This window comes from Fibrobacter sp., assembly GCF_017545445.1.
In the GTDB taxonomy this organism is placed as follows: domain Bacteria; phylum Fibrobacterota; class Fibrobacteria; order Fibrobacterales; family Fibrobacteraceae; genus Fibrobacter.
The window spans coordinates 4,267-28,998 of record NZ_JAFWOM010000039.1 but is presented as its reverse complement, the minus strand read 5'-3'; the positions used below and the strand labels follow the sequence as shown (position 1 = coordinate 28,998).

1 protein-coding gene is annotated in these 24,732 nt (G+C 42.3%); it reads left to right on the top strand.

Translation table 11 applies throughout. The features are described from left to right. The first annotated feature begins 87 nt into the window (after positions 1–87). Complete coding sequence (locus IKG78_RS04795) at positions 88–24,732, top strand: calcium-binding protein (RefSeq protein WP_290940136.1); 24,645 nt, start codon at positions 88–90, stop codon at positions 24,730–24,732.

Here is a 24,732-nt window from a genome sequence, read left to right as displayed (position 1 = left end):
TTTATCTACGGAATTCCTGATGGAAGGAATTCCTATCCAAAAGTTTAATTAAAATCGGCGCACATTGGTGCGTCAAAGGCAAACACTATGTCAAAAACAAACAACAACTCCCGTAAGAACTCTAAAACCACCAAAAACACCGCTAAAAAAGCGACAAGATCGAGAACAAGTTCCAAAAAGAACTTTAAAATCGAAAACCTAGAACCTCGCTTGATGATGGATGCTGCGACAGGTTTTGATGTTCAGAGGCTTGATGACTATGCCACTCAGTTTGATTCGGTTGCCTTGTCCATTTCGGACTATGTTTCGACTGCAATAGACTCTGTTTCAAATTTTGATGTATCCAAGTTGGGGGTTGCTCAAAATTCCGCAAACTTTATCTCGATGCTTGATGACACCGCGAATGGTGTTAAATCGGCAATTGTTGAAAAAGTATCTGAAGTTTTTAGACAAGCGTTTGATGCGGCCAAGGCTGATATTGATGCCATTAACGCGGCTGCTCAGAATGTTTCTGATAGAATTGATAAAATCAATCTTAACGAATTTGTTTCTACATACGTCCAAAGCTATGTTGAAAGTGTCAACGGCAAATCGTACAAAGCTTTTAGCTTTGCTGTCGATAATGGTAAATTGGTCGTTACCATCGATCTCTCCAACGAGAAAAATTTAGGTGACCTTGGCTTAGACCTCGGTTCTCTTGGCGAAATCAAGATGGACGGCAATTCCGCACTTTCTACGGCTGCCAAAATCCAGATGTCCGTTGATTTCAACAGCGATAACGATGAGTATTACTTTGAAGATATAAACGACGTAAGCATCAGTGGCTTAGACGTTCAAAAGCTCGAAGCACGTATCCAGAATCTGGGGCTGCATGCAACGTTCATGAACATGGAACTTGCAGAACAAGCTGTGACTAATGAACAGACTCCGGATTTGAGCATGTCCTATGACGGAACTGACGTTAGTACGACCGTGGATCTCGAATTTACCCTTGAAAATTCTGCAGGCTTGCCGTTCTCGTTTGTAAATGGCGAGTATTTGAAGATATCAAAAAAAGCAGAAGACCTCGAATTCAAAGTTGTTGTTCCTGATTTCCAGATAAAGGATGATTTCTCTTTAAAAACGGTGCTTGCGAATCTTGATTTTTCGGAGTTGCCTTATCTGGAACAATTGAAAATGGACTTCGGTGGTAGAAAGATTTCCATTGCGGATGTCGCCCAAAATTTGAATGATATATGGGCAAGAACGTCGATGGCTTTAAGTGCCGCCATTAGCAAGGTACAATCTGGAGCAGCTCAAGTTCAACAACAATTTATTTTGGATGTTCAGACTTTGCAGCAGCGATTGGAAACCATCGCTGGTGATAAGTGGAATGAGTTGAAGGGCTATTTAGATAGTTTGGAAGTTTGCGGATATGCTATAGTTGATGCTGCAAATTCGGCTGTTAATGGTGTTATTGATTTGGTCGAAGGCGAAAATACGATTACGCTCTTCTTTAAACCTAAAATCGGTTCTTTGGATGATTTAAATCTTTTCTCGTTTAATTTTGGCAATCTCGCTGCCGATTTCTCTTTTGCACTTAAACTTTCTGTAAATATCAGTGCGGATGGGAATGTTTCTTTTGGTGTACCGAGCTTTGAACAATTTAATCTTGGTGTTTCTGGCATTCAAATCCCAAGCGGTTTGCCGATTACGCTCAAGGGCGATACGTTAAGCGTCTCCTTGCAGGGTGGAGATTTATTTCCGATTATTCCGGAAATTGAATTGGTGAACGAATTCTCTTTGGAAACAGTGCTTGATGGCATTGAAAATCTTGACATTCCTTTCTTGAACAAAACGCTGTTTACTGTTGGCGGTACTTCGTATGGTGCCCTTGACGTTGTTAGGAATGTCAATAAATACTGGGGGCTTATTTCAAGTTCTCTGTACAATGCGGTCGTAGAATCCCAGTCTGCTGCGAATGCGTTTGCAATTAGCATGGAACAACTGAAAAATCACTTGTACGATGTGATTGGACAGAATAAGGCTAAACTTGATAACTTTATCAAGAATATTGAAATTGTGAAGGATATGGCGGAATCTAAAATTGAGGTGTTTGATTCTGCTGTTGTTGACGCAGGTCACTTTGTCGGTGATTTGGCGAACAAATATATCGATTTGGATTCTGGCGACAACACCATCACTGTGTTCTTTACGCCGAAAACGCTTGGTCTTGAATCGGTTGATTTGGGCGTATTCAATCTCGATGGCCTTGATGTCGATACACCGATAGCACTTGATATCGTCGTAACGCTCAATAACGGTAATATTTCGTTTAAGAGTGTTTCCCTCCACGATTTTGACATACACGTGACTAAAAAAGCCGATTTGAATTTCAGTGTTCTCGGTTTTGATGCTGAAGTTGAAAATGGCTCATTTGACCTTTCTCTTTCATTTGGAAACAAATTTGATATAACTGATGCTAAGCTTGGGTTTGAACAGTTGACCTTTAAGAAAAATGGGTTTGTGCTGTTGAACCGTAAAAATGATTTTGTTGTTTATGATGGAACGGAGTGGAAATTCCCCGATGTCTTGTCGAATATTTCGTCGATAGTTGATGGTGATAATTTTGACGTAAATACTCTCATTAATATTGCAAAGAAATTGCCGTATTTCAATTCGTTGAAATTCTCCGTTCCTGTGTTAGGTGATGTTTCTGTACAGGAGGTCTTAAATAAAGTTGATGAAATCCGGATGGGTTTGCCATCTGCGATTGCACAGACCATGCAGGCGGTAAATGATGCCACGGACATCATCTATAGTGTTGATGCGGAATCTTTGCGTACTGCTTTCATGAATATTGTTGGGTCGAAAATTGAAGGATGGATCGAATCCGTTGATTTGAAACTTGCCGGTATTTCTAATAGTGAATTTGTCAATATTCTTGATGCTGGCGTCGATAGTACCTTTGGCTTGAAGAAAGGGGTGAATACTTTCAACATGGTGTTCAAGCCGCTCCAAACGACTTTGGATAACCTTTCTGTTGCTGGCGTTGATTTGCCCAACGTACAAATGGGTGCAGAAATCGGCATGAGCTTTAGCTTTGAACTCGATGAATCGGGAAAAATCAGCAATGTTGATATTTCGTTTGACTCGTTCCAGTTCGCGGCAAAACCTTCTAGTAATCCATTTCCTTCTGTGATTACTTATGGTGATGATGGCTTTGTGGTTCGTTACGATGGGAAGGAATGGAAATTTGGAGGTGTCAATTTTACCGCTCCCGATTTATCTTTTGGTACAGCAAAAGATCTTTTGAAAAATATCCCGTATTTGGAAAAACTTAATGTAACAATTGGCGGTAAATCAATTTCTTTAGAAGCTTTTATTGAAAATGTAGGTGATTTCGGGGAAATTTTGGCTGATGCCCTGCAAGAATCTGTTGAACTGAAGGATGCTGCTAGCAAAACCGTTGACTTGGCTACCGCTACATTAAAAGAAAAGTTTAACAGCCTTATTCAAGAAAAAGAATCTCAAGTAAATTCGTGGATTGAAAGTTTCAAGATTTTGAATGGTGCTGTTGAAGATATTTTTGCGGAAGGAAATAAATGGATTGATATCCTAAATGCTCAAGCTAGTAATCTTGAAAAGTGGAATGGATTTGAAAAATTGACCATTTTGGTTACTCCGAAAAAGGCTTCTTGGGATAACCTTGACATTTTTGGAATTTCGCTGGGTGCCGGTCTTGATTTGAATGCCTCTATTGCGTTGACTATTTCTGTAAAAGTTAATGATGGCATTGTTGGTTTTGACGTAGATTCCTCTTCTATGGTGTTCAATGCTGCCGTGAAGAACCTTTCGAAGGGGCTTCCGTTTAGCTTCGAAGAAGGGAAGAATACTGTTGAAATTTCTTGGGATAGCGCTAACAATTGGAATCTCAAGACTCCGGAACTCAAGTGGAAGAGCAACTTCTCGCTTGAAACGCTTCTCAACGGACTCCAAAACGCCAATTTCCCGTTCATGGACAAGTTGTCGTTTAAGATTGGCGAAGAAACCTATAACGTTGTCAAGATTGCCCAAAATATCAATAACTACTGGAGTATGTTCTCTGGTGCGTTCTATCAAGCCGTGGATCAAACGACGGCAAATGCGGAAGGCAAGTATAATGTGTTGTTGAGTGATATCGCATCGAACCTTATGGCTGCCCTTGAACAGCAGGAAGGTGTGGTGGGCGACTTCGTTAAGAAAATCGGAGTCTTTAAAACCGAAGCGTATGACACAATTGAGAAAATAAGTGCAGATTTCGCCAATATTTTTAGTGCCAAGGTTGAAAACGGTGTGCCTGGGCCGCAGCTTGCTCTTGGAACCCAAAATGCTTTAAATGAATCGGTAAATCAGTATATAGAACTGGTTGAAGGTTCGAACACGATTACCGTCGCCTTTACGCCGAAACAGCTCGGTTTGGACAAGCTTGATCTTGGGTTGTTCAATCTTGACAAGGTGGATTTTGATGCCACGATTGCACTCGACCTTACGTTGAATGTAAAAAGAGGCATAGTCACGTTTGCTGGTGTCGCACTCCGTGAATTTGCATTGAAAGTGGAAAAAGAGTCTGATACTAATTTCAATTTTATGGGCCAAACGGCGAACGTAGAAAACGGAAAGATTTTCTTTGACGTTTCTGTAAGCGGCCGTAAGTTCAATATCAAGAAATGCGATATCGGTTTGTCCTTTAATTCGCTTAGCATAAAGAGAGGTAATGCAACTCTTGTTTCGCTTGGTAAGGATGAATTTGCGTATAAGAACGGCGAGTGGGTTTATCCTGATGAAATCAATAAGCTCATTTCGATTTTGAAAAATGGCGAATTCTCGCTCTCGGATATACTTGCTGCTGCCAAGGCCTTTAATATTCCTGTATTGAATACGAGTGCGTTTACTATCGGTAATTATAAATATTCGATTGCTGAAATTGCAGAAAAGGTTGATTCAACTTGGGATAACCTTTCCGTTGCGATGCAGAAATCTGTAAAACAAGTTGCGGATGATTTTCAGATTGACTTGAATACTTTGTATAGTTTGTTAAAGGAATATACTGGTAAAGACTATGATCAAGTGAAGAGCTTGATTTCTCGCATAAGTGTTTTGAAGGATGCTGCTGGAACAATTTCGGATGATGTATTAAATGCTCATGATGTTTTGAAGAGTTGCTCAGAAAAGATAGGGCTTGATGTTGGTCATAATACGGTTTCGTTTGTCCTTGACACGAATTGCTTTAACCACAATTTGAAAATTTACTCGGTCGATGTAGACAATGTTGCTGGTTCTTTCAAGGTTCAGGTTGATGTAAGTTTTGACGTTAATGCTGACGGAAAAATTTCGAAATTCGATGTAAGTTTGCATGAACTGACTTTGGATATTGATCTTTCGAATAATACTAAAGTTGATCTTTTGCCTGTCGAGTTGGATGAAGGACATTTTAAAATTAGCTATGATCAGAATAATATTGATAAACCTTGGTCTTGCTCTGATTTAAAATTCAAACCAATCGATGATATTTTTGCTGGCTTGATTAGTAGTGGTGTGCTGGCGAAGATTCCGTATTTGAAAGATTTGAAAGTAAACATTGCTGGACAGACATTAAGTGTTGACGGTATCATTAAAAACGCCCAAATTGCATGGGAAAATACTGCGAAGGCTTTGCAAAAAGCTATGAATGAGCAATCGAATATTGATTACAATAAACTTAAATCTCTTTTTGACGAATTGTATAAAGAGAAAAAATCCGAGCTTGCTGGCTGGCTTGGTAGCGTTAAGGTCGCTGAGGGTGATAGCGGCTTGTTCAGAACATTATCGAATGCCTTTGATTTGATGGGCAACATTAGAAAAGATGGTGAAAATGCGTTGAAAGGCGGTGTATATACTTTCGTGTATTCTGTTCAGCCAGCTTCTCTGAATAATTTTGAATTGTATTCGATTCCTCTGGGTTCTCTTAGTTTCGGATTGGATGTTGTTGCTAAGGTTACAGTTTCCGAAGACCAGGGCGTTTATAGTTTTGATTGGTCTTTGACCGGCATTGCTCTGAACATTGACGTTTCTTCGAGTGTTGTGGATGAATTGCCCATCACGTTCGACAGCAAGAATATCAGAATTTCGTGTGTGAAAAATGCAGGCAATGGTAACTATGAATGGAATACTGAATTGCCTGATTTCCATGTTGCTCAGGACAAGATTTCGATCGAGTATTTGCTCAGAATGGTGAATTCCTTGGATATCCCATTCTTGAAGAATGCCAAGTTTAATCTTGCTGGGCAAACTGTAAGTCTCGCAGATGTTGTTTCAACAATGAATGATGCTTGGAGCGGTGTTGTCTTGGCCATGAATGAGGCCAAGGAGAAAAATGCAAATGATTTGAAGTTGAATCTTGACGCACTGAAGGAAAAATTTGATAAAATCGTAAAACAGGGCGATGATGGTGCAACAATTAAGATTGATGCGCTGAAGAATCTTATTGGCGATATTAAGATAAAAGTTGGCAACAGTGCTGACGAAAAATTCTTTAGCCTTCTTGGTGAGGTTGACGACACAATCACTGATGCAGAAAAAATCTTTAATCTCGTAAATAAACAAGATACTACGATTACAATTGTTTTCTCTCCAACAGTTAATTTGGGTTCGTTGAATATTGGGCAGATGGAGTTGGATAAATTCCAAATGCCTATTACTTTTGCCATAGATGTCACATTGAAGGCTGTTGACGGTAGTCTCCAATTTGAAAAAATAGGTTATAATGACCTTAAGTTCAAATTGAGTACGGATGGAAGTTCTTCACAGAAAATCAATATTTCGAAGAATGCCTTTATTGATTTGCAGGGATTTAAGCTTGATTGTGATTTGAGTATTGATAGAGATGCAGTTAGTGGCTCTCTTTCTGTAAAAGAACCAAAAGTTGAATTTGGTTATAACAGCTTTAATGTTAAGATGTTCGGTCAAACATTCAATGTTGACGGTGGATCGATATCTTATGACTTCAAGAAGAATGAACTTAAATATCCTGATTTTATCGATAAATTGTTTGATGAAGGCCTCTCTCTGCAAACTGTACTGAACTTTGCAGAAAAGATGAACATTCCTTATATTGGAGAAAAAATTCCTATTGGCGGACAGCAGCTTTCTGTTATTGATATAGCGAAGAAGATAGATTTCGTAAGAACGAATTTCTCAATGGCTTTGAATAACCTCGTTGCTGATGCTAAGGCTGCCGCTGTTCAAGTAAGTGATTTGAATTCTTTGCTTACTCGATTCCAAAACAAAATTGGAACGGCTGCTTACAGCACTCTGTTTGGTTTGTATAGTACAGCACAGCTTAAAATTGGCGAATTTACAATTGATTTTAAGACAAATGATATTTTAGATAAAAATAACAAAAAAATTACTGATTTTACCAAGGATGGTTTGCTTGCAATTTCTGGTAATTATAAATTTGTTTTCAATTTTGGCTTATCTTCTAGTTCGCTGAATATTTTTGGCTTGTCTTGCACGCCTAAAGTTGATGTAAGTTTTGGTATTGGATATAATTGTGGTGATGGAACGTTTACGTTTGATGCTGAAAATGAATTTAAATTTGTTATAACGGCTCAAGGTATAACATCTGATAACACAAAGGGGGCTATGTTCCCGTTCTGTGTAGAATATGATAATAAGGGAAATAGTCAGAATTTTGCTATTGAAGTTAAGCATGATTTAAATGGATGGCATTTTGTTCCTAATGTCACTCCGAATAGTGCATTCTCTGCCACTGGATTGATTGATGGATTGAAGAATATTAGCATTAAGCAACTTCTTGGCTATATTAAAGATTTCAAATTGCCTTTTGTCAACAAGTCTCTCAACGATGTGAAATTTAATATTGATAATGTTGAATATACCATTCCTTCTGCGGTAGAAACCGTCAGTACTTATTGGGATATGGTTTCAAATGCTTTGAGTAATTCTTGTAGTATTGAGGGTGATGCTACGAAGATTGCTAAGATTGATATTAACTCTGTTGCAACTTTATTACAGACGAATTTTGCAAATATTGCATCTGTAAATATTTTGAAAAAAATTGGTATAGAAGTTGATGCTATTGATGTTGATAATCTTTTTACTTCTGTAACGCAATCTACAAGTCCTATATTGTTTAATAAGGGTGAAACGAAGTCTGTTTTCTTGGAACTTTCTCCCAGAACATTGAATTTTGGTAAACTTGATTTGGGAATTTTCAAATTTGATGATTTTAAATTTGATTTAAAATTGCGTTTAAAAATTGATTTGAAATTCAAAGATGATGGCAGTGCCGTTGTTCTTAGTGATTATAATGTTGAAAGTTTTGGCTTCGAATTTTCTGAAGATATAAATAAAACAATTCCTCTGATGTTGTTTGATGCTGAAGTTAAAGATGGTAAATTTGTATTTAATATAGAATTTGATGGTAATCATGCTCTGTCTAGTAATTCAAAGATTGAGTTTACTTATAATAAATTAGATTTGAAGTGCGGCAAGGGTTCGGGTGCTACGACTTTGGCTTCTCTTGATTCTTCGGATGGTTCTTTCTCGTATAACTTTAGTTCTAACGAATGGACTATCCCTGAAAAAATAAAGAGCTTCTCTTCGCTTTCTGGGGAATCCCTTGTCAACCAGATTCATATTGTAATAAATACGATGCAGACTGCATTGCGTAGCCTCGTTGAACAGAAGACAAAGCTTGACTTCTTGGATGGCTCTATCGATACGATTGTCGATATTGTTGATAAAGTTCAGACGTTCGTTTACGGCAATGATGAAGTCGCTGGATTATTGAAGCGTGTTGATGCAAGCAATTATGCACCTAATTTTGATTCGTTGGATGGATTAGTTCAGAAATTTAATATTGCGTGGAAACGTTTGTTTAAATATTATTCTTTGGCAGAAATAGCTAAAGGTTATCAGTGGGATGATCTTGATGAATCTATCTATATTGCTGAAGGTGATATAAGAAAAGCCTTATCAATTGAATATGGAAGAGATGCTGGCACTAATGTTAATTCTATTACTCTGAATTTTGATTTAGTTTTTGGTATTGCTAAACAATTTGGTTTAGATTTTACTACGTCTTTGTCCAAGGCTACGAATGGGCTTGCCAACATTTCTACAAGCGGTTATGTCTCTGCAAGTGGTATGGCTGGTATGAAATTTGGTTTAACGATTGATCTTAAGAAAAAAGATCTTTCAGATAAAACAACTTTAGCAGACGTGTTGGTTAATGAGAAATCTGAAACCATTAATCAAAATTATTTGACTCAGCAAACATATACTGAATTTAATTTGGATAATACAATTAAATTTGATAAAGAAGTTAAAATAAAACTTGTCAATCCCAAAAAAGAAAATAATGCAAATGATGAACTCGTATATACTGTAATTGCAGGCGAATTGACAACATCTGTTGGGAATTTGAATTCACTACATACTGCTAATCCTCATGGTTATGATTTTTCGCTTATAGGTACAAATCAAATCTGCATTAAGGCTAATAAAGAGTTTAATATTGAAGGAATCGGTGATGCTGATGCTTTTGCTGAGTTGAAACTTACGGGTTCCAATTTGCAAACAATTTGTGATGTTACGTCTGATAATAGCCAGTATTTGAATGTACGTGTACAGAGTAAAAAAGTGGGATCTTATGGAACGATAAAAATCAGCTTGCAAACGATAAATGCTCTTTGCAATGCGGGAATTATCCTTGGTGATGATTCACTTAGTTCTGCAGAAAATTGGGTAAAGAAAATCAATGAATACCTTTCTTTGCAAAAAACAGAAGATAACAAGCTTGTTACAGCATCTAACCAAGAAATTAAAAACTTGATTCCAGATGATGGTGTTGCTGAAGGTAATTCGATTATGAATACCTACGGCATATACGCTTTAAGTGCCTCTGTAAATGGAAGTGATATTACTGTTACGTTCGGCTGTGACCCAAGAAAGGTTCAGGGGTATGCGACCGACGAAAAGGGTCAAGTTAAATCGGAATATTACTTACTCTGCGATGCTGCTGATGCTGTAACTTATATGCGTCTTTCGGGTAAGATTACTCCATCTGGTAAGGTGGCGACAGATAAGGTTGAGGGAACATTCCTTTATTTGAAAAATAAAGGAATGGAGTCTGATGGGGTATATAACGAAGGTGTTGTAGAAAAATTTGAATTTTTGCAGAATACGAGACAAGTAGTAGATGTTGTATATGATGATTCTTACACGGATGATCAGATAGCTGCCGCAATAAAAGTTGCTGAAAAAACTGCTAGCGGATATGCTGATCAATATACACTGCAAATGTCTTCTAATGTTAATTGGAAGGGCTTGGTTAAGGGGGGCTATGCTCTTGAAACTTATACCGGCGCTGATGGCAAAGAACATAAGAGGTTTATTGTAAGCTTGATTCCTGGTGATGGTTTACAAACTGCCAAGGATTATTTTAAAGACCAGATTAGTAATTGTGATAAAACAAATAAGGTTGCTTGTGAAACTCTTTACAACACAATCAAACAATGGTTGGTTAATCAGTATGGTAGTAATATTTATGTTGAGTTGGTAGAAACTAATGAAAAAACAACAAATAATACTACGAATACCCAGTATTCTTTTGCTTTCTATGAGAGAAAGTGTGTCATAAATAATTCTGATTCCGTTCTTAAGGTAAATGTTCAGTGCGTTGTTAGCGTTAATCCGGGTTCGTCTGAAACAAAAACTGCCGAAATAATGGTCAATACAAGCGATTGCTTGAATATTTCTAGCCTAGCAAATGCTATTGATGCGGCCATTAATAATACAGCTTTAGATTCGCAATTTGGTTGGCTTAAAACTGATGCGAAAATATCTGTTTCTGTTGTTGATGGGAAGATTGTATTTACTAGTGCTGATGGGGTAACAATTGCTTGTCCAGAATTGAATTTGGTTAAGGAGAGAAATGGTTCTAAATTTGATTTTATTTTAGATGTGCATGATTCTGATAAAGATGGAAAAATTGATTTCCAAGAACTTAAGGTAAATAATAAAAATATTGATAAAGATACAGAAATTGTAAATATTGTAAAAGCTATTAATGATCAATTGGATTCTGATAAGTGCGAATTAGAAATAAGGTATAATGATGATGATGGCAAGTTCCTAGACCATCTTGAAATACGCTATAAGAAAAATGCGACTGATAAAAACAAGTTGTTTGAAATTCAAAATATCGGAACAAGCAATATCTTGCACTTGCTTGGATTCTCTTCTGGTCAAAAATCTGTAAAGAATGCGTCTAATGAACTGTATATTTGCGGTAGCTCTGTCCTTGGTTACGACTGGTCGAAGCTTATTAGCTTAAATAATGCTGAAGCGACTGTTTACGCAAAAGCATCGCTTGATTTAGGATTAAAGCCTTCTGTAAAGGTTGTAACGCAGGATAAGTACTCTGACAAGGCGACTATAGTCCTTAAAGAAGCGGATAGCCATGTTTATAACGTTGGCGGATTTATAAAGATTCCTGATGCAAATGGTGATTCTGAAAAAGATAAATTCTACAAGATTACGAAGGTGAACCATAATGCGGATAATATGGCTATTTCTATCGAAGTAGAACCTTTTGGTAGTGTTTCTGTTAGTGATTTGGATGCAAATAAAGACAATCTAATTTATGTTGCGAGTGCCAATGTTACGGTCGGATTCCTTGGTGTTGATGTTGTCGCCGATGGTGCTTTGGATTTGAATGCTTCATTTGGTTTGAAAAAAGCTGATGTTGGCGAAACAGCTCAGTTGATGGGCTTTAAAGTTATATCTTCGTTGGATATTGGTAAACAGCCTGGAAGAAATGGTTTCAATATTCGTGCAAAGTCAGATTTGTTTGGTGATTCTGTTGATTTGATCACAGGGAGCATTGCTGTTGCTGTTGATTCGAAAAAGGTTTTGTATGAAGTAAAACCCGATATTGAAGTAAATACTGATTTCTTAGACCAGTTTAGGAATTTCTCCATTGAACAGCTTTATGCCGTATTGGAAAGGATTGTTGACAAGCTTAACGAAATTACGAATGACACTAAGGATGTAAAGATTCCGGTTATCAATAAGACTGTTGGTGACTTGGTGAACGTTGCGAACGACCTGCGCGATATTATCAAGGAACTCCGCGCCCAGAAGGTGACCAGTATCCAGTCTTTGGCAAATCTTTTGAACGCCTACCTGGAAAAGAGCCACTTCAAGACTCATTATGGGGAAAAGATTTTCGATTTGCAGTACAATGCTGCTGGTCAAAATGTGAATGTTGTGTTTAATGTCGAAAAGCTCTTTAAGACAAGCCACAACTTCAATTTCGGTAAGGCTGGAGCCGGTGTCAGCGGTGAAGCAGCAATCGAAGTTCAGGGGAGCTTCTGGTTTACCTTGAATGCGACTATGTCCGTAGAAAATGGCATTGTAGAATTGACTGTCAACAAGTCGATTGACTTTGGTGCCGATATTGCCCTTATTGGTGATAATCTCAGCTTTAAGCTGGGTATCGATAAGGATGATAAATCGCTTTTGGGTAATTTGATTTCTGTAGGTGACGAAACTAAGAAAGCCTACATGTATGGCAAGGCTTGTTTATTGGGATCTATTGGAAAAGAAGATCCTTCGGAAAACTTTAAACTGTTCAGTCAAGATGAAACCGGAGTCAATGTTAATTTTGCCTTGCCGATAATTGTCTTTGGGCGTTTGCCGGTTAATGTCTGTGGCATGTCTCTGGGCGATGTCTTAATAGGTCTTGATGATAATGGCAAGGTTGCGTTTAGCGAATATGATAATTTTGCGAGCTGCGAAAAAGCAATCAATACAGCTATGCAAAATTATGTAAATGATTGGAATGGATCTTTTGAAAAAGATCAAAATAAAGAAAAATTACTTTATATAGCAACGAAATCTGGCGATAACAAAGCTGATTCTCTTGATTTCGGTTTCTGGCTTAAGGATTCCGATAAGGCTGGCAAAAAATCCGATGACGGAAACAGCAGTGGAACATCTGAAACAAGTGAAACGTCGAAGAACTTTGTTGTCGATTTCTCAAATGTCTATGAAGAAATCGTAAAACTTGCTGATTTTGCCAATTTGGATTGGTTCACCCAGATAAGACTTGCCGTTGCTGGCTTGAACAACCTCTTTGATTATCTGGAAAGCCACATCAACAGCAATATGGCCAAGTCTCTCAAGTCCGTGCCTGTTGTCGGGAGCGCCTTGAGCACTGGTGTGGATTTCTTGAGCGTGCTTAAGAACAAGGTCCTTGACCCGTTCTCGAAGTTCGTGTATGAAACGTCGGGCATGTCTGCCGAAATGCTTGCTACGAAGATGAACGGCTTGCTTGGCGATTACCTCTTGAATTCTAAATACGATAAGGGTGATGACTATTACTTTAGTTGGAATGATGATTCTAATAATCCTGACTATAAGTGGAAACAATCAGGAACAGCTGGTAGGGGAACGTGGTATCGTAGTGATAGTCAATCTGCTGAATGGTTCTTTAACTTGGGTGACACTTACGAATACGGTAAGGACATCGCGTTCGATCTCGGTTTCCCGGGACTTGGCCTTTCGTCGGATGTCGGGTTGAACCTTTCGCTTAATTGGACGCTTGAATTTGGTTTCGGTATTTCAAAGGAAAAGGGATTCTACTTTATCTTTGGTAATGGTGATGAAATCAGCATTACGGCGACAGCTACTCTTGAGGGAAAAATTTTAGGCTCATTGGCTGGGCTTGGGCTTTCGTTGGATACTTGGGATGATCCAAATGATAAGGATGATAATGGGCAAAAAGCATTAATTACGCTTGATTTTGGCTTGAATCTGAGTGATCCTGATAAGAAAAAACAAAAGGATGAAAAATTTGAAACAGCTCACACAGATAGAAATGATTCACTTAAAGCTGCCAATGATAGTGCTTCGTTGACTGAAGATGAAATTAATAAGATTGCTACTAAGGAATTCGGTACTGTCGAAGTCACTAAGGCTTTTGAAAAACTTGAATTTAATTATGGTGCTAAGGTCGATATTAATGCTGGCATTAAGGTTGGCATTGCACGTGATCTTGGTAATAACGTTGAAGGAAATACTCCAAAGTTCCCGAATATTGAAGGTGATTTTGAATTCCTTTGGGTTGCAGGAAAGGATAAAGATACAGGTGTATTTAGTGCTGATATAAAATCTCTCGGGTTTTCAAACCTTCAATTTGACATGGGCTCCTTTATTAGCGATGTCCTTGGACCTATCATTGCTAGAATCCAGACGGTGATTAAACCGTTGGAACCGCTGATTGAATTCTTGACGACTCCGTTCCCGGTATTGGATGACCTCGGCATCGAAATTACGCCGCTCGACTTGGCGAAGGAGTTTAGCAAGGGCAAGTTCGACGACTCCATGGTCTATGCCATCAAGGACTTGATAACGATATCCAATTCGATATCCGCTGTTAAGGGAAATGGTTTAAAGATTAAATTGGGCAATTTCTGGTTGGTTGATGATTCTGGTTCTGATGAAGAAGATGCTGCCAAATCATTCCTTGACGGTAAATCTTCCCGTACCTCGCTTTACAGTAATCTTGACAAATACGCTACACAACTTCAGGCGGGCGCAAAATCCGTTTCCGATCAAGCTTCTTCCTCTGTAAGCAGTGCTGGTTTCAACGTTGGTGACGGCAGCTGGTACTTCTTCTGGCAAGAACCGTCCAAGATATTCCAGTACTTCCTTGGTGAAGATATTGACTTGGTCCGATATACAATGCCTAAGCTCAGTTTCGACTTTAGCTGGGATAAGTTTATCCGCATCTGGGGTCCGCTCGGTGCACGTTTGGGCGTTTCGTTCGGTGCGTCCATCCAGCTTGCGTTCGGTTATGATACGCTGGGAATCCGCCAGTTTATCAGCAGTGGCTACAAGGATTATAGCCGCTTTATCAATGGATTCTACGTTGCTGATAAGGATGACAAGGGCAACGATGTCAACGAACTTTTGTTCCATGGCGGTCTCTCGGCTTCTGCTGAAATCAACGTGGGAGTTTCTGCTGGTGTCGGCGGTGGTGTAGATATCAACGTGGGCTTTAACCTCTACGACCCGAACCACGACGGCAAGGTTCGCCTTGGCGAAATGGGCCAAATTATCAAGAAAGATGGCTTGTTCGGCATGTTCGACGTGAACGGTGCTATTACAGCAAAACTCTATGCATACGTAGATTTGCTGTTCTACACCAAGAAGTGGAACATTACGGGCGACAAGACGTTGTTCAGTTTCAATTTTGAACATTCTTCTTCTCCGATTTTGGCCTCTAAGAATGAGGATGGTAACGTTGTTGGAAACGTAGGTCAGAATGCTGGCGAACGTATATCTACCGACAAGACGAACCCCTCGCTCGATGGCAAAGATGAAACGCTTATTCTTACCGCGAAAGGAAACGAAATTGAATGGGCGGGTGATGGTTCTGAAGAAGTTAAGGCGGATAAAAAACTTATCATCAATGCCGAAGAAGGTAACGATAAGATAATCATTACTGGTAAAGCCAACTTTGATATCGAAATCAATGGTGGCGACGGTGATGATATCATAGACCTCTCTGGACTCACAATGATGGGCAACCATGCCGTTATTATTTGGGGTGGTGCCGGTAACGATACCATCAAGGCTGCTCATGGCTTGAACATTATCTTTGGCGATACGGGCGTGGTCCGCATTGATGATGAAAAGAAAAAAGTGAATGCTGGTACGCCTAACGAGAAGGAAGTTGTTGTCAAGCGTAATTTTGTCGCTGAATCTAATGTCGATGCGGGTGTTGCCGGTAAAGATGTTATCATCGGTGGTGATGGACGAGACGTTATATTCGGCGGTGCAGGTGTCGATCAGGTTGATGCCGGTGCCGGTAACGACTTCATCTTCGGTGATGGTGGTAAAGTTGAGTTCAACGTTGAAAGTGTAGTAGAAGAAGATACCTCTAAAGACTTTGAAAATGCTCGAACGGATGAATTGAAGTTTGTTGCAGGTGACATTACCCGTACCGATATCAGTGTTGACGGTGGCGACGACGTAATTATCGGCGGTGCTGGCAACGACGTGATTTATGGTGGTGCTGGCGATGACCGTATCGACGGCGGCGCGGACAACGATACCATCTATGGCGAACGTGGTAACGACCGTCTCCTTGGCGGTTCTGGTAGCGATACCATCTACGGTGGCGTGGGTCACGACATCATCTTCGGCGACGGAATCCAGAGTAAACAAATAGTTTCTGGCAAAGAAGTTACTGTTGATTTTGTAGATGTCAGAAATCTGTTTGCTGAAAAGTTCTTTAGCGACGAATTTAAGGCTGCTCAGTTCAAGAATGGTTATGTTGTAAACAAGTCCGAATTCAAGGTTGTCGGTTCGACGCAGAGCGTTGATGACGGTGATGCCGGTGCCGATAAGATTTACGGTGGCGAAGGCGATGACTTGATCTTTGGCGACAACGGTACAGAAATTGCAAGTGTCGCGAATGGCAATGACATTATCGAAGGTGGTCTCGGCAATGACATCTTGGACGGTAACGGTGGTAACGATACCATTAGCGGTGGTATTGGTAACGATATCGTTTATGGTGGTTCTGGTGACGACCGTATTGATGGTGGTGCCGGTAACGACAGCTTGTATGGTGACCAAGGTCTCCGTGATTATGCAAGCTACTCCGATGAATTCAAGGGTGGACAAATTACCTTTGGCGAAAATAAGGGCTTGCTTGAAGACGGTAAGATTTATAAGAATGTTGTATTGAAGGATGATGCAGTTGGTGGCAACGATAAGATTGTTACTGGTCCGGGCATGGACTTTGTCGATGGTCAGGGTGGTAACGATCAGGTCACGGTCTCGTTTATGGGCGGTGGCGATACCAGCTATGCCAACATTACAGATTCCGGTAAGGATACAGAAAAGAACGTGCTTACCGTCGAAGGTACTGAATACGATGATACGATGTTGATGCGTATGAGTGCAGACGAGAAACTTGGTTTTGTGGCCATGACTCCGCAGAGTACGGATAATCCAGAAACGTTCGCCAACACGAATATCGAACGCGTCAACTTCACGAAGGGCATCAATGTCGTGAACGTGAACGCGAACGGTGGTAACGACAAGATATTCATCGATGGTACGGCCAAGATGACGAATGTCGATGGCGGTGCCGGTGATGACCAAATCCAGGTCGGCCAGCTCTATAACTCCGAACGCAAGGCCAATACGCAGAGCATTGCTCCTGATGATGGCTTTAATACCATCAAGACGGCGGATGAAGAGTATCTGAGCGACGGCGTTACCGAAGAGACGATCTTGAATGTTGAAGGTGGTGTAGGTGCTGATACCATCATCTCCCTCCACAACAAGGGTAAGTTGAATATGGCGGGCGGTCTTGGTAATGATACGTTTGCCATCCATAACTTTGAAACAACCGAAGAAATAACAAAAGAAACGGTAGATGAAGATGGCAATACAATTGTCGAAACCGTGCTGAAAAACAAGCCGATTACCGGTGGTGCATTGTCTGTCGATGGTGGCCGTGGGTTCGATCGCTTGAGCATTTCTGGTACGAATGGTGACGATACTGCTGTCATTTCGAAGGAAGGAACGCTCAGCAACTCTGTCGGTGTTAAGGCTGTCGGTGTTGAAAAATCAACATTCTGTGCTGCCGGTGGCGATGACATGTTCTATGTTATCGGCAATAAGAAGGGCGAACAAACTGTCGTTGAAGGTGGCCATGGTAACGATACTGTTTCGATTGGCGCTAGCCTTGACGAAGAAGCGACGCTCCGCAGTGCCGATACTTATGGACAAAAGAATACACTGTCGTTCGAACTGTTGACGGGTGATAAACTTGAAGGTGATCGAAAGAATAACTATGATCCTAAGGCTTCTGCAAAGACGAAGACGATGAACGAATCCTATACGGTTCTCGATACTTCCAATGCTCCGGCTGTATTTATTGCAACTCAGAAAAATGGTGCTTTCGTTATTGATAACTCTGTAATCCAAATTACTGAGGGTAAAACGGAAACTCAGGAAATTCAAGGTAAAACAGTAAATGTACCGCAGTTCTATCTGGCTTGTTCCGGATTGGATAAAGGTGACATCTATGTTACTTTGACTGCTCCGATGCTCTCGACATCCGCATTCCAGAGTGGCGATAGAGAAATTCTGATTAGTAAGGATGGTGTAAATTACGAAAATACGCTTGAAAACATCAAAATTTCTAAAGGGGATCAACCTATAGCCATTTATGTCAAGGCTGTTGATGATGCTTTGTCAGAAGAAGATGTTGTCAAGACAATCATGATGGATTGCGTCTGGGAACATGATGGATCCAGAGAAATTCTTGAAAAGTCAGCAAACTCCGTTATGGTGAAAGTGGCTGATTCTAAGAAGGTTTCTGATACTGACGAATTGGAAAAGCTTTTGACAAGGTCCGAAGAATTTGTCATCTCTGGTTTGCCAATCGAATTGGGTTCCATTCCCGTTGATTTGTCAGATCTTGAGCATAGCTCTATGAACGTCTATATCCAAGGCGTTGATGGGTTCTTGTCTTCTTCGACGGATTACAAGCTTGATGCAACAATTGTTGACGGACGTACAACCTATACATTAACGTTAATCGGTAAATATGCAAGTGATACATATAAGAACAGTACTCTTGTCGTGAACTACCGTTCTAACGTAATGGCGATAAACGATTCCAGAATCCGTCTGGCTTACGATAACGTCGATCCGTCCAAGGTGGCTGTTGCTTACGTTATGGTCGATGAAACGACAGGACTGGCTTCGTCGAGCGGAAAATTCATCTTGAATGCGAAGGATTATGCGGATGCTCAGGCTAAGGGTTCCTTTGATGCTGGTGTAGATTCATCCATATACTACGCATTGAACGGCAACGTTCTCGCGTTCTTCAATGGTACGAGCAAACAACTTGCAAATCTATATGGAATGGTGGGTATCGCTGCGGATACGGATGGATGGCTTAAGGATGATTCCAGTAGCTTGGATTCTGATGGTACATCTTCGGGAGCAACCACAAAGGAAAACTTCCTGACGATTTCGGAATCTTCGCACTACCTTGCCGAAAAGGTTCTTGTTCCTGACGATGCTAACCCTGGACAGACAAAGCCAGAAGACAGCAATTCGTACAATTCAACTTCTTTCGATGTGCAGTTCAATGGAATTGTCGCAAAGGATCAGTTTGTCTATGTCAAGGTTGATGTTGCTGCCATTGTCTCGAAGATGGAAGATGTCGATGTAGAGGGGGCGAAGGTCAAGAATCTTTCTCTTACGGTTTTCGATGGCACCAAGTATCTTGAACCTGAAACCGATGGTTCCTTTGTCCTTGCGTTCAAGGGTGTTGAAAATGGACTTCCGGCGGAATGCTACCATATCACCCTTGTCGCAAATGCAGATAAAGTTGAAGAAGATTACGGCATTGTCACGATTCCGGCGGGCGAAGGCGATAGCGGAAAGACGATTGAAGATATCGAAGGTAGCGTGTATGCTTACGGCGAAGGAGCCGGCATGGATGCGGACTTCGGTAATCCGGAAATGCTCAGCTACAAGCACAAGTATGCGGATACTAAAGGCAATGTTTTTCAGGCTAGCGCAAATGATGAAAAGAATACATTTGATGCAAGTAAGTTGTCTGTAATTTCCGACATTAACGATAATGGACTGCAGGTTACGATTCCGAATGATGATTTGTTTAAAGACATGGCGGTGGAGGGTAACACTGTCAAGATTGTCCAGAACGAAGCTACGTCAAAGTGGTTGCGTATCGAGCATGCCGATGAAAGTGCAGATGGAAAGTCTATCGTACTGACTTTGAATGAATCGGTTTATGGTTTTGACGAAACGAATTGTCGTTTGATGTTCTCCGGCCAGAAGGATTATCTCTTCACGCCGGAAGATGACAACACCGACCGTATCTTTGTGAATAATCAGGATTCCGAAGCTGCCGCCCATAGCAAGTTTGAAAAGTTCATTGGTGATGTTGACGGCTCTCAAGAAGAAATTATTGATTCCCTCAAGTTTACGAACAAGGACCAAACTGTCGCGGTCGATAAACAGTGGCAGGGAGAAATCGTCGCGAACAACATCGAATACGGCGAATATAACCTTGGCTCTGGCGTTGATGAGGTCGAAATTACTAAGACTCTCTTCCGTGACGATGGCTTCCAAACGTTCACTGTCGTGAATACGGGTGAAGGTGGTGACCATATCAACATCAACAGCTATAAGAATGATTATGACGGCCAGCTTGTTGTCAATGCTGAAGGTGGCAATGACTTTATCTATGCCCCGGCGCAAAATGTTGATTCGTCTGAAATCACTAAGGACGGCATGATAGTCTTCGGCGGTCGTGGCGAAGACACTATTGACGTGACGCAGGGCGTGATTGCGTTCGGCGATATGGGCAATATCGAGTATAAGAACGCTAAAGGTGATACAGTCACGAATCTGGGCTACAAGGAAGTCGGTCCGGACGATGCTAAGACGGGTGAAACCATTCACACGAAGATTTCCAAGGACAAGAATACTGGCTATATCGAAAAGCAGACGGACGGTGTTGCCCGTGGAGCGACTTCCATCAAGTCTGTTGACTTTAGCGATGGTCAACAAGATGAAATCACGGCGGGTGGTCAAGACAGTGTCATTATTGGCGGTGCCGATAGCGATACGATTACCGTCACCGGCAAAAAGAATGTTGTTCTCGGCGATAACGGCGAAGTCAACTACTCGACGGATGAACCTCTTGAAGCCGATTGGCGCAACAATGATAAACTGCATGTGTTCCTTCAGAAAGTTCAGACGGATGCTGACAAGGTCGGTGATGTCGATACCATCAATATCACCGGTGGCGATAACGTTGCCATGGGCGGTGCCGATGGCGACAAGATTGAAATCGGCGGTGCAAACAACGTTGTCGTTGGCGATGCCGGTGTCTATACCGTTCGCAAAAACAGCCTGACTGTCGAAACGAAGAGCGAAACTGATGGCGGTAAAGACTTCATCAGGACGGGCGACGGCCAGAATACGATTCTTGGCGGTACCGATGCCGATACGATTCTCACCGGAGAAGGTAATGACGTTATCGTCGGTGATGGCGGCTTGGTCGTCATGGACGAGGCTCACAACCCGTTCATCGTGACGAACTCCGGCAAGAATATTACAGACCAAAACGAGGATGAAAAGTCTGCTGGTGGTGACTTTATCCATGCTGGCAACGGAAACAACGTCATCTTCGGCGGTCTCGGCAATGACGAAATTGATTCCGGTTCTGGCGACGATGTCGTGTTTGGCGATAACGGCTATGCGACATTCCGTGGAAATGCAAACCTTGCGAACAACTTGCTTGATTCGTACAAGGATCTTGAGGGCGTGTTTAATTTCACGAATGCTCCTGATGTTCATACGTCTGCAACGCTCAGCTTCAACTTCCAGGGTACTGCACAGCAGGGAATCGGTGCGAACGAAGAAGCGGGTGCTGCAGAATTCAGGAATAAGCAGTGGAACAACATCGCGGGTAGCCTTGCCGGTACATACGGCAACGACGACAAGGAAATAGTCCGCTTCGATGACGGTACGCGTGCAAGTTCTGTGAGCGTGAGCTATGCGGGTCACGAGGTGCACCGCAACACCTCCACGGATGTCCGCATCAATATGCAGAACTACAACCACAACTTCTGGGCCAATACGTCGGACAAGAAGCTGATGGCTTCGGGCGTCATGACGACCGCCCCGAACAACCAGATGCAAAGCTACATGGAAGTGGCGGTCGATGGCCTCAAGCAGCACTTCGACAGCTATCAGGTCGCTGTCTATATGGATATCCCGGATGCACACTCTTGGGAAACTCAGAGTGTACGCCTTGTATCTCTGTACATTGACGGTGTGCGTAGGCAGGCTTTCTATGTGAACGATCCGGCTCGCGCCAACTTCACGGGTGAATTCAAGAATAGAAGCATGGAAGCCGTGCTCGATGAAAACGGCAATATCCTTGGTGTCGAAGTCGACGTAAATGGTCAAAAGGTCATCAAGCCCATGGACAATGCAATTGGTTCGGGACTTCTCTGGTCGAACTACGTTGTATTTGATGTGGGTGCGGATATCGCCAGCGACCGTATCGTGATTATTGTCGAAGACGGTGTCAAGGAATGGAACATGAACGGCAAGGATTTGCCGGGCATTGCGGGCCTCCAGATCAAGGGCCAGCTCCATAAGCAGGATATTGCCGCTTCTACGGATGTCGAGTTCGGTGGCGACGATGCAATCCTTGCTCGCAGCGGTGACGATATCGTGGTGGGTGGAACTGGTTGCGACACGATTGTGACCCATGGTACGGATGATGTTATCAGAAACGGCAAGGTGATTTCTCGTGCGGAAGATCTCGCGGCAGACAACGCAATTGCTACGGGTGACCACGCTCAGGATGAAGCCGTCCAAGAAGCTCTTAAGCAGAAACGTGAAAATGACGCGTATGTCCGTGCACACACGACACCTGGCGATGACCGTCTGGGCATATACGACAACGATGTCGTGTTTGGCGACAATGCGAAGATGCTCTTCACGGAACGCGATGGCGATTTGAGTACGGCTTCGACGCTTACGACTGCTGAATCTGTCACGATTTCGAAGGATGAAATTTCCCATAGCGAAATGGACGAGAACGGCAAGGAACGTAAGAACGAAGAAAAGTACAAGGATACCATCATTACCGGCGACGGCAACGATGTTGTCGTGGGTGGCATCGGTGCAGACAATATCGAATCGGGTGCTACTGCTACGGCAGAAAACAAGTTCGACGGTGTGAACGTCTGGTCCTTGAACTTCACGAGCGAAAACGCCAACAGTTCCAACTCCATTGTTGCGGGCGAAGCTGCCGGTGTTGTCGTGGATACGAACTGGACCAACATGTACCTGAAGAACGGGGGCTTGCACAAGAAGTATCGTAAAGATGGTGACAGTTCTGCCGATAATTCTTTTGAAGGTATCGATGTCAACATCTCCGCCTACAGGGAAAATGATTGGAACTGGCAGAATGCTGGCAACTACAGCATGACCAACGAGAACTACGACGAACTTGATGGCGATACGGCAAACTCGAAGCTTTACAATTTCTATCTCGCTGCACAACAGCAAGAAGAAATCAAGCTCAATTTGAACAATATCAACCAGAAGTTTGGTCAAAACACCAAGTACGATGTCTATGTGTATCTCGGTGGTGACAACAACGATACGGATACCTACAACTATCTGTATAGAATAAAGTTGACCGATGCGAATGGCAAAGAATACAGGCGATTCCTCAATGATTGGACGGGCCACAAGTTCGACGGCGATTACAAGGAAGCGACCTGCGAAGATTACTATGACGCATTGGACGCCCTTACCGATTATTCGACTCCGCGTGTCGAAATTATCGGAAACTACGTGGTGTTCCATGACCTTACCGGTGACTTTGTCGATATCCGCATCAAGAACGTCTATTCCTTCGGTGGACAGAGTCCGAAGAATTTGCCGATGATTTCTGCGGTGCAGATTGTCTCCGGCGAAACCAAGGGAATCGCGGACATTGGCGGCGACCATGACAAGGATCTTGTCTATGGCGACGAGGCGAAACTTTGGTTCGACTTGGATGTGCCTTTCGCGACTGACGAAAATATCCAGGATTACAAGAACCGCGTAATCGAGGCGAAGTCTGTCTTGGTTGACAACGATGTCGCCAAGGCGGTAAGCACCGAAGATACAATTGACACGGGCAAGGATCGCGATGTTGTTGTGGGCGGTGAAGGCGCCGACACGATTACGACGGGTGACGGTGATGATATCGCTCTCGGTGGCAATGCGAACTTGATTGTTGAACACAACAACCCGGTGGGCGTGTTTACCCCGAACACCGAAATTGTCCTCGACCAGCATACGATTGACTTGAATTCTCACCGTAACCATCTGGACAACGACAACGCCAATGTTCAGCAGTTCCAGAATATGCTCAATCAGCACCAAATTCAGGGTATTGATACGAACGTGGATAATTCTAACGACCGTAAGGATACTTTTGAGATGGGCTCTGGCAGGAACCTGACTTCTGAAGGTTCTTGGAGCACGGAACAGCTCGTTGTTCCGCAGACAGAACCTGACGACCCGAACGGCCAGGGCCAGGGACAAGGTCAAGGCGGCGACGAAGGCCAGGGACAAGGTCAGGGCAGCGGCGAAGGCCAGGGCCAAGGTCAAGGCGGTGACGAAGGCCAGGGACAAGGTCAGGGCAGTGGCGAAGGCCAGGGCCAAGGACAAGGTCAAGGCAGTGGCGAAGGCCAGGGCCAAGGGCAAGGTCAAGGCAGCGGTGAAGGCCAAGGTTCTCAGGAAATGCGTGTGGAGCAGCTCACCAGCGTGCCGCAGATTATTACGCTTGTCGCAGGTGAACAAATCAAGCTCGTTTGCACGGATTACCCGAAGGGCAACCAGTGGTGGACTCCGAACGTCGTCATCTACGGCAACAATGCGGGCAACAGTTCGATTCCAGAAATCGACTGGGCTTGGGATGGCGAAAACAGGGCCCACACGAATGTTGGCTACAACGTAAGGGTGGATATCCCTGACCATCCGAACGGTGCCGATGGCTCGTACGAAATCTATCTCACCGCGAAAACGAGCGGCGCGATAATCCTTTACGTCGAGCAAGGCTAA